Genomic DNA, 9,116 nt, shown 5'->3' with positions numbered 1-9,116 from the left:
GTGCGGTTTTGGGTTGGTGACGTTCAGCGCGACGCAACCGTGCTGGGCGCGGAGGCGCGCCTCGCGGAGGCCCAGCCCACGAGCGAAGCGACGTGGGTTGGGCCGCAGCGAGGTCGCCGGAGCGCCCGTGAGCGCAGGAGGACACGGCGCGGAGGTCCCTTGGGAGCGAAGCGAGTAAGGGGCCGTAGCGCCGTGCCCGCACGGAGCGAACCATGTCACAGAGAGCGCAGGTAGCCGCGGAAGGCGCGGACCGCGACCGCCGAGGCCAGACCGGCCATCGAGAAGAGCACGAGGAAGTAGCCCAGCACCGACAACCAGTCGGGATGTGCCTCAAGGGCGGTTCGCGAGCCGGTAACCGCCCAGTTCGCCGGGTTGTAGGCGGACGCCACGCGGATCCAGTGAGGCAGCAGGTGCGCGGGCATCATCGCGCTCGACAGGAACGTCAGGGGCAGCACCAGGAAGTTCGCCGCCGCGATCAGCGCCTCCCGCCGACGCACCACCAGCGCGAGCGCGCCCGACAGCGCCGTCACCACCGAGCTCAGCGTGACCGCCATGGCGATCATCACCAGCACGCCCACGACACCGGAGCGGAAGCTCGCGCCCAACGCCCAGCCGAGCAGCGCCACCAGAGTCACCTGCACGGCGACGAGCAGCGCCTGGTAGGCGAGCATGCTGCCGACCATCGCCCATCGTTTGGTCGGCGAGGCGAGCAGCCGCTCCATCACCCCGCTCTCCATGTCGTCGATGAACCGGATCCCCGCCCAGCCAGCCGAGAACAGCACGCTCATCGTCGCCACGCCGGGAGTCAGGTAGTCGATGTAGTTCCCGCCGCCGAAGCCGGGGATCGTCGCCACGCCGTGGAACAGCGACCCGAACAGAGGCAGCCAGACCACCGCCTGCACGAGCGTGATCGCGAGGAACGCCGGATGGCGCAGCATCGCGCGCACCATGCGCGCCGTGAGTGCGCCGAACTGTCGCCACCCGCCCGGGTAGGGGGTGTCGGCCTCGAACGCGCCGGCGGAGCCCGCCGCGACCGAGGCCGACGGGGCCGGCGACGCGATCTCAGGAATCTGGGACAGATCCCACACCGTGGCGTCGTCCAGCACCGCCGCGTCGTCCAGCACCACGGCGTCGTCCAGCACCGCCGCGTCGTCCATCGCCACGGCGTCGTCCATCGCCGGGGCCGGCTGGTCCGGGGCCCGCTCCGCCGCCGTCGCCATCAGGCCACCTCCTCGCGCCGGCCGAGCCGGTGACCGGCATGGCGCAGGTAGACGTCGTCCAGGGACGGCCGCGCCACGGTGGCCGCCACGACGGACAGGCCCGCTCCGTCCACCGCCGCGAAGATCGCTGGCAGTTTCGCGGCGCCCTCGTCGACCCGGGTCCGCACCGCCCAGCCGTCGAACACGACCTCCACCACGCCTGGCAGGGCGGTGAGCCGGGCACGCAGGTCCTCCGCCTGCGCGGCGGTCGGCTCCGCGTCCAGGTCCACGTCGACGGCGTCACCGCGCAGCTCGCTCTTGAGCGCGTCCGGGGTGCCCTCCACGACGACCTGGCCGCTGTCGATGATCGCGACCTGGGTGGCGAGCCGGTCGGCCTCCTCGAGGTAGTGGGTGGTGAGCAGGATCGTCAGCCCGTCGGCGGTGAGCGCCTCGATCTCGTCCCACATCACCGCCCGCGCGTGCGGGTCGAGACCGGTCGTCGGCTCGTCGAGGAAGAGCACGGCCGGGCGCTGGACGAGGCCGATCGCCACGTCGAGGCGGCGCAGCATGCCGCCGGAGTAGGTCCGGGCCAGCCGGTCGGCCGCGCCGACGAGGTCGAAACGCGCGAGCAGCTCGTCGGCGCGACGGGCGAGCGGGGCACCGCCGAGGCCGTAGAGCCTGCCCTGCAGCAGCAGGTTCTCCCGGCCGGACGCGTCGAGGTCGGCACCGCTCTTCTGCGACACGATCCCGATCGCGCGCCGGACGTTCCACGGGCTGCGCAGCAGATCATGGCCGGCGACGGTGGCCGACCCGCTGTCCGGCCGCGAAAGCGTCGCGAGCATCCGTACCGTGGTCGACTTGCCGGCGCCGTTCGGGCCGAGCAGGCCGAAGATCGTGCCGGCGGGAACGCTCAGGCTGACGCCACGAACGGCCCGAATCGGCGGATCACCGCGGCGACGGCCTCGGTAGGACTTGACCAGCTCGTGCGCGTCGATCGCCCACACTGACTCGCCACCCCCCGCCATGCGAGGCTTCGCCGCCGCCCCGCCTTCGGTGGGGGCCTTCTCATCAGTCTCGGTCGCGACCGCCTGTGGTTGCGCCGAAATGCCGTCTTCGACACCGACCACGGCATCGGCGTCGGCAGCGGCGTCGGCGTCGGCGTCGGCCACACCGGACCCGGCCGTCGCCCCGCCTTCGGCGGGGAGCTGCTGGTCTTCCGGGGCTCGCTGGTCATCCTCCGCGGGTTCGGGGGGTAGCTCCGGCTCAGTCACCGAAGCGGCTAGTTCTGTCGATGGCGCGGGTCCGCGCGCCGGATGGGTCGTGGTCATGGCCGCGTCTCGGTGATCCTCCGCTCGGCGGACCARCCCAACGGCCAGCCCGGCGCCCCCTGATCAGCGCGGGCTGCGGCCCGCTCCGTRGATCCGACCGAAGTATGCCGATCCCATTCCGGACCGCAGCAGACATGCCACCAAGGACTACGTCGTGGTACCCCTCTGTGCCGTTGCGTACGCAAACGTAAGCGTTCCAGCGGCCGGAGGGAACCCGCTTCGTCACCAAAAGTCGGTAAAGACCACCGTCAGGCTGAAACGGCGGAGCGGCGCGCGAAGCGACGCAGCCGAAGGCTGTTCGAGACGACGAACAGTGAGCTGAACGCCATCGCCGCACCGGCGATCATCGGGTTGAGCAGCCCGAGAGCCGCGACCGGCAGCGCCGCCACGTTGTACGCGAACGCCCAGAAGAGGTTGCCGCGGATCGTGCGCAGCGTCGCCCTGGACAGCCGGATCGCGTCGGCCGCCGACGTCGGGTCGCCGCCGACGAGCACCAGGTCGCCCGCTTCGATCGCGACGTCACTGCCCGTACCCATCGCGAGTCCCAGGTCTGCCCGCGCGAGCGCCGGAGCGTCGTTCACCCCGTCACCGAGCATGGCCACGACCAGCCCCTGGGCCTGCAGCCCGCGTACGGTCTCGACCTTGCCCGCCGGCAGCACGCCCGCGACGACGTCCGCCGCGTCGATCCCGACCTCGGCGGCGACGGCCCGCGCGACCGGCTCCGCGTCGCCGGTCACGAGCATCGGCCGCAGCCCCAGCCCGCGCAGCGCGGCGACCGCGCCGGCGGCGCTCGGGCGCACGGTGTCCGCGACCACGACGGCGCCCCGGGCACGCGGGCCCGCCCCGTCACCCGCGGCGCTCGCGGCACCCGGGGCACCCGGGGCACCCGGGGCACCCGCGGCACCAGGGCCACTGGCATCGTCAGGCTCCGGCGTCTGGACCGGTGCCGGGCCCCAGGCGACGAGCACCACGGTGCGGCCGGCGGCCTCGGTGGCCGCCTGCCACACGGCGAGGTCCTCGTCGACCGGCACGCCCCGCTCCGCGAGCAGCCGGGCCTGGCCGACGAGCACGCGACGCCCGTCGACTGTCCCGGCGGCACCGAGACCGGGCAGCGCGACGAAGTCCGTCACCACCGGCACGGCAGGGGCCGAGCCGTCCGGCTCGGTTACGCGGGCGGCCGCGGCGATCGCCTGGGCGATCGGGTGCTCGCTGGCCGCCTCGACGGCGCCCGCCAGGCGCAGCACCTCGCCCGCGGTGGCGCCCGCGGCCGCGGGTCCGGAGGCTGGGCGCACGTCGACGACGCTCATCCGGCCGGCGGTGACCGTGCCCGTCTTGTCGAGCACGACGACCTGGGCCCGCCGGGTCGACTCCAGCACCTCCGGCCCGCGGATCAGGATGCCGAGCTGGGCGCCGCGCCCGGTGCCGACCAGCAGGGCCATCGGCGTCGCGAGGCCCAGCGCGCAGGGGCAGGCGACGATCAGCACGGCGACGGCGGCGGTGAAGGCGGCGGTCACCGGCTGCCCGATGGCCAGCCAGGTGACGAGCGTCGCGACGGCGAGCACGAGGACGACCGGGACGAAGACCGCCGACACCCGGTCGGCCAGCCGGGCGATCTCGGCCTTGCCCGACTGGGCGGCGGCGAGCATCCTGGCCATCTGCGCGAGCTGGGTGTCCGCGCCGACGCGGGTGGCCCGCACGACGAGCCGGCCCCCGGCCGCGACGGTCCCGCCGGTCACCGCCGCGCCCGGCCCGACGTCGACGGGCACCGGCTCGCCGGTGACCAGGCTGGTGTCGATCGCGGCCGATCCCTCGGCGACGATCCCGTCGGTGGCGATCCGCTCCCCCGGCCTGGCCACGAACAGGTCGCCGACGGCGAGCGTCTCGACGGCTACCCGCCGCTCGGCCCCGTCCGGGCCCATCACGGCGACGTCCCGGGCCCCGTGCTCCAGCAGCGCCCGCAGCGACGCCCCGGCCCGCCTGCGCGACCGCAGCTCCAGGTACCGGCCGACGAGCAGGAACACGGTGACGCCGGCCGCCACCTCGAAGTAGATCGTGTCGAGGCTCTCCCCGGGGCCGCCGCCCGTCCAGCCGACGGTCAGGTCGAAGCCGTGCCGCATGCCGATCATGCCGGCGTCCCCGAACACCAGCGCGTACAGGGACCAGCCGAAGGCGGCCAGCGTGCCCAGCGAGATCAGCGTGTCCATCGTGACCGTGCCGTGGCGGGCGCCCCGCCAGGTGGCCCGGTGAAACGGCAGGCCGCCCCAGCCGACCACGGGCGCGGCGAGCGCCAGCGACACCCACTGCCAGCCGGGAAACTGCGCCGGCGGCACCATCGCCAGCACGATCACCGGGACGGCGAGCGAGGCGCTCACCCACAGCCGCGTCCACGACCGGCGGGTCTCGGCGGCCTCCCGCGCCTCGGCCTCGGCGATCGCGTCGACGGTCGGCGGGCTCGCCACGTCGAACCCGGATCCGTGATCGTGACCGTCCTGAGGATGACCGTCCTGAGGATGGCCACGGTGCCCGTCGGGACCAGGGCTGTCCGCCGGCCGGTACGTGCCGGCCGGGATGAGGGGCGCGGCCGTGTAGCCGGCGGCCTCGACCGCCTCGACGAGGTCGGCGACGGTCGGCGCGCTGCCGGCCGCGCCGCCGCTGCCAGCGCCGCCGCCAGCGCCGTCGGCCGTCGTCGCGCTCTCGCGCTCTCCGTTTCCGGCGCGCGCGTCGGCGGGCGGGCGGGCGTCGTGGCCGACCAGCCGGACGGTCGCACGCTCGGTCGCGTAGTTCACCGCCGCGTCGACGCCCGGCAGCCTGTTCAGCCTGCGCTGCACCCGGGCCGCGCAGGAGGCGCAGGTCATCCCGCCGACCATCAGCTCGACGGTGTCGCCCGCGCCCATCGGGTCGAGTTCCCGGATCGCCGCCATCATGCTCCCCCAGCCTCTGGCATGCGTGGTCGTGGCCACACGTCACACGAGCTGATAACCAGCCTCTTCGACCGCGGCCCGCACCGCCTCGCGATCAAGGGGGGCCTCGCTGACCACCTCGGCCGTGCCGGACGCGAGGTTGACCAGGACCCCGGTGACGYCTGGAAGATGGGAGAGCTCCTCGGTCACGGCGTTCACACAGTGCCCGCAGGTCATCCCGGTCACGGTGTAGGTGCTGTCGACCATGGCTTTCCTCCTGTTTCGTACCCGGTCCCGCCRGCATTCCGACGACCTCCCAAAGGTACCCCCAGGGGGTACCTGTGAACCAGAGACGCGTGCCTTCGCGGTGTCCGTTGAGCGTCACGTCACGTCATGTCACGACGTGACGTGACGTGACGTGACGAGGTGACCAGAAGGTGATGGGAGACCGCATGGGCCGGGTCAACMCAGCGGAAAAGCTCCGGCGGCCTCGGCGGGTATCGCCGAGGCCGCCGGAGGAGTCGAGCGGGAATGCGGTGAGCGCCCCTTCGAGGGAGCGAAGCCGTCCGGCCAGCCGGCCGGACGCGGGGTCAGCCGCGAGAGAGCCTGGTGGCGACCTCGGTGGCCCAGTAGGTGAGGATGATGTCGGCGCCGGCGCGGTGGATCGCGGTGAGCGTCTCGTCGATGATCCGGTCACGGTCGACCCAGCCGTTCGCGGCGGCGGCCTCGACCATCGCGTACTCCCCGGAGACCTGGTAGGCCGCCACCGGCACGTCCACCGTGTCGGCCACCGCCCGCAGGATGTCCAGGTACGCCAGCGCCGGCTTGATCATCACCGCGTCCGCGCCCTCGGCCAGGTCCAGCGCCACCTCCCGCAGCGCCTCRCCGACCGAGCGCGCCGGGTCCTGCTGGTAGCCCGCCCGGTCGCCGAACTGGGGCGCGCACTCGGCGGCCTCCCGGAACGGGCCGTAGAACGCCGACGCGTACTTCACCGAGTACGCCAGGATCGGCAGGTCGCGGTAGCCGGCGCCGTCCAGGGCGGCGCGGATCGCGCCGACCTGGCCGTCCATCATCCCGCTCGGCGCGACCACCTCGACACCAGCGTTCGCCTGCGCCACCGCGATCGAGGCGTACCGCTCCAGGGTGGCGTCGTTGTCGACGTCGCCGGTCTCGGTGAGCAGCCCGCAGTGGCCGTGGTCGGTGTACTCGTCCAGGCAGAGGTCGGCCATGATCGCGACCGATCCGCCGACCTCGGCGACGAGGTCGGCGATCGCGAGCTGGACGATCCCGTCCGGGTCGTCCGCCGCGGAACCACGGCCGTCCTTCACCGCGGGCACGCCGAACAGGATGATCCCGCCGACGCCGGCCTCGGCCGCCTGGGCGGCGGCCTTGCGCAGCGAGTCGCGGGTGTGCTGGACGACGCCCGGCATGGACGTCACCGGCACCGGCTCGGTCACACCCTCCTTGACGAACACCGGCAGGATCAGGTCCGCCGGGTGCAGCCGGACATCCGCGACGAGGCGACGCAGCGCGGGGGTGCGCCGCAACCGCCGCGGCCGCGCCAGCGGGAAGCCCGCGCCGCCGCCCAGCCCGGCCGCGGCGCTCACCGGTCGTCCCTCAACAGCCCAACCGGAACGGCACGACGGCAGGCGACCATCAGGCCGGAACTCATTCGCATCCGCCAGCCCCCGGCCGCCAGGCGACCCGACCACAACGCGACCGGAACCCAACAGTCAGACCCGAACCGATCGCAAGGAGGCCGTAGAAGCCGACCAACAGCCCAACCGGAACCGCACGACGGCAGGCGACCACAGGATTCATCGCCGGCCCCGCCGGGGCTTGGGCAGGCGGGCGGCCAGCGGGCCGACCTTGCCCAGCTCCTCGCGGTGCTCGGCGGCGAACTCCGCGAGCGCGCCGACCAGCGCGGGGATCGTCGACTCCGCTGCCTGCACGTCGACCCGCAGGCCCAGCTCCTGGGCCGTCTCGGCGGTCTTCGGACCGATGCACGCGATCACGGTCGTCTCGTGCGGCTTGCCGGCGATGCCGACCAGGTTGCGCACCGTGGAGGACGAGGTGAAGACCACGGCGTCGACCCGGCCGCCCTTGAGGGCCTCGCGGATCGGCGCGGGCGGCGGCGCGGCGCGCACCGTCCGGTAGGCGGTGACGTCGTCGACCTGCCAGCCACGCTCCTTGAGCCCGGCCTCCAGGATCTCGGTGGCGATGTCGGCCCTGGGCAGCAGCACCCGGTCGAGCAGGTCCAGCGAGCTGTCATACGGCGGCCAGTCGGCGAGCAGCCCCTCACTGGTCTGCTGGCCGGAGGGCACCAGGTCCGGCCTGATGCCGAAGGCCCGCAGCGCGTCCGCCGTCGCCTCGCCGATCGCGGCGACCTTCACACCGGCGAACGAGCGGGCGTCCAGGCTGCGCTCCTCGACCTTCTCCTGCACGGCTTTGACCGCGTTGACGGACGTGAACGCCACCCACTGGTAACGGCCGGAGACCAGGCCGGTGATCGCGCGCTCCATCGGGGCGGCGGTCCGCGGCGGCTCGACGGCGATCGTCGGCACCTCCAGCGGGCTCGCACCGTGCGAGCGCAGCAGGTCCGACAGGACCGCCGCCTGCTCCTTCGTCCGCGGGACCAGGACGGTCCAGCCGAACAGCGCGCGGGTCTCCCACCAGGACAGCTTGGCGCGGGTCGCGACCACGGGACCGATCGACAGGACGATCTGGGTCGGCGGCTGGCTCGAGTTGGCCAGCAGCGGCGCGCAGTCGGCCTCGATCCGGTCGAGGGTGGAGCTGACGGTGCGCTGGTCGGTGGTGGTGCCGTCGACCGTGACGGCCGTCGGGGTGTCGCCCGGCCGGCCATGCTCGACGAGCGCCGCGGCGACCTTACCGATCTCGCTCGGCGCCGCAGTGATCACCAGTGTGCCCGGGGCCTGGGCGAGGCCGGCCCAGTCCAGGTCGGACATGCCCGCGACGGTCCCGCCGCCCAGGCCACCGAACCCGCCGCCCATGGCAAGGCCGCCGCCCAGGCCGCCACCAAGCCCACCGCCCAGGCCGCCGGAGCCCAGGCTTCCGGAGCCGAGGCCGCCACCGAGGCCGCCGCCAAGCCCACCACCCAGGGTGCCGCCGAGCGGGCGGCCGATCAGCCCGCGCGACGACCCGAACGGCGACGAGCCGAGGCCGACGGCGTCGGGCCCGAACGGCGAGGCGACCGGCAGCTCTCCGCTGGATGAGAACACCCCGCTGGTGCTGGCGAAGGTCACCGGCAGGCCGGGGGCGACGCCCGCGTACGTGGAGACGGCCGCGCCGGTCGCGACACCGGGAATGACCTTGTACGGGATCTTGGCCTTCGCCAGCGACTGCGCGTCGTTCGCGCCGATCCGGGTCAGCCACGGGTCGGACGCGTAGAGCCGGACGACCTTGTCGCCGGCTCGCGCCCGGCTGACGACCGCCGCGGTGGCGGCCTCCGCGTCCCGGATCGGCTTCGGCGCGTCCAGGTCGCCGATCCGCAGCACCTCGGCGGTGAGCGGCTCGAGGATGCCGGGGGCGACATCCGGGTCGGCGACGACGACGTCGGCGGCCTGGAGGGTCTCGACGGCCAGCACGGTCAGCAGGCCGGGGTCACGGGGCCCGGCGCCCACGAGGGCTACCGGGGACACGGGCTTTTTCGTTCGTCGGGTGGCCATGAC

The 9,116-nt window shown here is 73.9% G+C and carries 7 protein-coding genes; 1 reads left to right on the top strand and 6 read right to left on the bottom strand.

The genetic code is table 11. The features are described 5' to 3' along the window. Positions 1–215: 215 nt before the first annotated feature. Positions 216–1,220: an ABC transporter permease gene (locus BL253_RS15495; protein ID WP_076817538.1), complete on the bottom strand. Its 1,005-nt coding sequence runs from the start codon at positions 1,218–1,220 to the stop codon at positions 216–218. Further along, complete coding sequence (locus tag BL253_RS15490; protein WP_076817570.1) at positions 1,220–2,224, bottom strand: ATP-binding cassette domain-containing protein; 1,005 nt, start codon at positions 2,222–2,224, stop codon at positions 1,220–1,222. Before BL253_RS15490 ends, BL253_RS15495 begins: the two co-directional genes overlap by 1 nt. A gap of 69 nt (positions 2,225–2,293) precedes the next feature. Between BL253_RS15490 and BL253_RS42280 the strand changes: the two genes are divergently transcribed. Further along, positions 2,294–2,455, top strand: a complete 162-nt coding sequence (locus BL253_RS42280) for a hypothetical protein (protein WP_158230362.1) — start codon at positions 2,294–2,296, stop codon at positions 2,453–2,455. Positions 2,456–2,775: 320 nt separating this feature from the next. Here BL253_RS42280 and BL253_RS15485 read toward each other — a convergent pair whose 3' ends face one another. The 4 genes from BL253_RS15485 to BL253_RS15470 all read right to left on the bottom strand — a co-directional run bounded on the left by BL253_RS15485 (position 2,776) and on the right by BL253_RS15470 (position 9,113). Continuing rightward, positions 2,776–5,448, bottom strand: a complete 2,673-nt coding sequence (locus BL253_RS15485) for a heavy metal translocating P-type ATPase (RefSeq protein ID WP_076817568.1) — start codon at positions 5,446–5,448, stop codon at positions 2,776–2,778. A 42-nt stretch (positions 5,449–5,490) separates the two neighbouring features. Continuing rightward, positions 5,491–5,694: a heavy-metal-associated domain-containing protein gene (locus tag BL253_RS15480; RefSeq protein ID WP_076817536.1), complete on the bottom strand. Its 204-nt coding sequence runs from the start codon at positions 5,692–5,694 to the stop codon at positions 5,491–5,493. Positions 5,695–6,017: 323 nt separating this feature from the next. Beyond that, entirely contained in the window at positions 6,018–7,034 is a 1,017-nt protein-coding gene (gene hemB / locus BL253_RS15475) for a porphobilinogen synthase (RefSeq protein WP_076817534.1), read from the bottom strand. A 210-nt stretch (positions 7,035–7,244) separates the two neighbouring features. Beyond that, the gene (locus tag BL253_RS15470) at positions 7,245–9,113 is read right to left on the bottom strand and encodes a bifunctional uroporphyrinogen-III C-methyltransferase/uroporphyrinogen-III synthase (protein WP_076817532.1); all 1,869 of its coding nucleotides are present in this window, start codon (positions 9,111–9,113) and stop codon (positions 7,245–7,247) included. Positions 9,114–9,116: the final 3 nt, after the last annotated feature.

Source organism: Pseudofrankia asymbiotica (genome assembly GCF_001983105.1).
In the GTDB taxonomy this organism is placed as follows: domain Bacteria; phylum Actinomycetota; class Actinomycetes; order Frankiales; family Frankiaceae; genus Pseudofrankia; species Pseudofrankia asymbiotica.
Note: the sequence above shows the minus strand (reverse complement) of the source record. Positions and strands in the feature narration are given on the sequence as shown.

Coding starts and splice junctions, on each gene's coding strand:
- BL253_RS15495 (WP_076817538.1), bottom strand. CDS start 1,220: ATGGCGACGGCGGCGGAGCGGGCCCCGGACCAGCCGGCCCCGGCGATG.
- BL253_RS15490 (WP_076817570.1), bottom strand. CDS start 2,224: ATGGCGGGGGGTGGCGAGTCAGTGTGGGCGATCGACGCGCACGAGCTG.
- BL253_RS15485 (WP_076817568.1), bottom strand. CDS start 5,448: ATGGCGGCGATCCGGGAACTCGACCCGATGGGCGCGGGCGACACCGTC.
- BL253_RS15470 (WP_076817532.1), bottom strand. CDS start 9,113: ATGGCCACCCGACGAACGAAAAAGCCCGTGTCCCCGGTAGCCCTCGTG.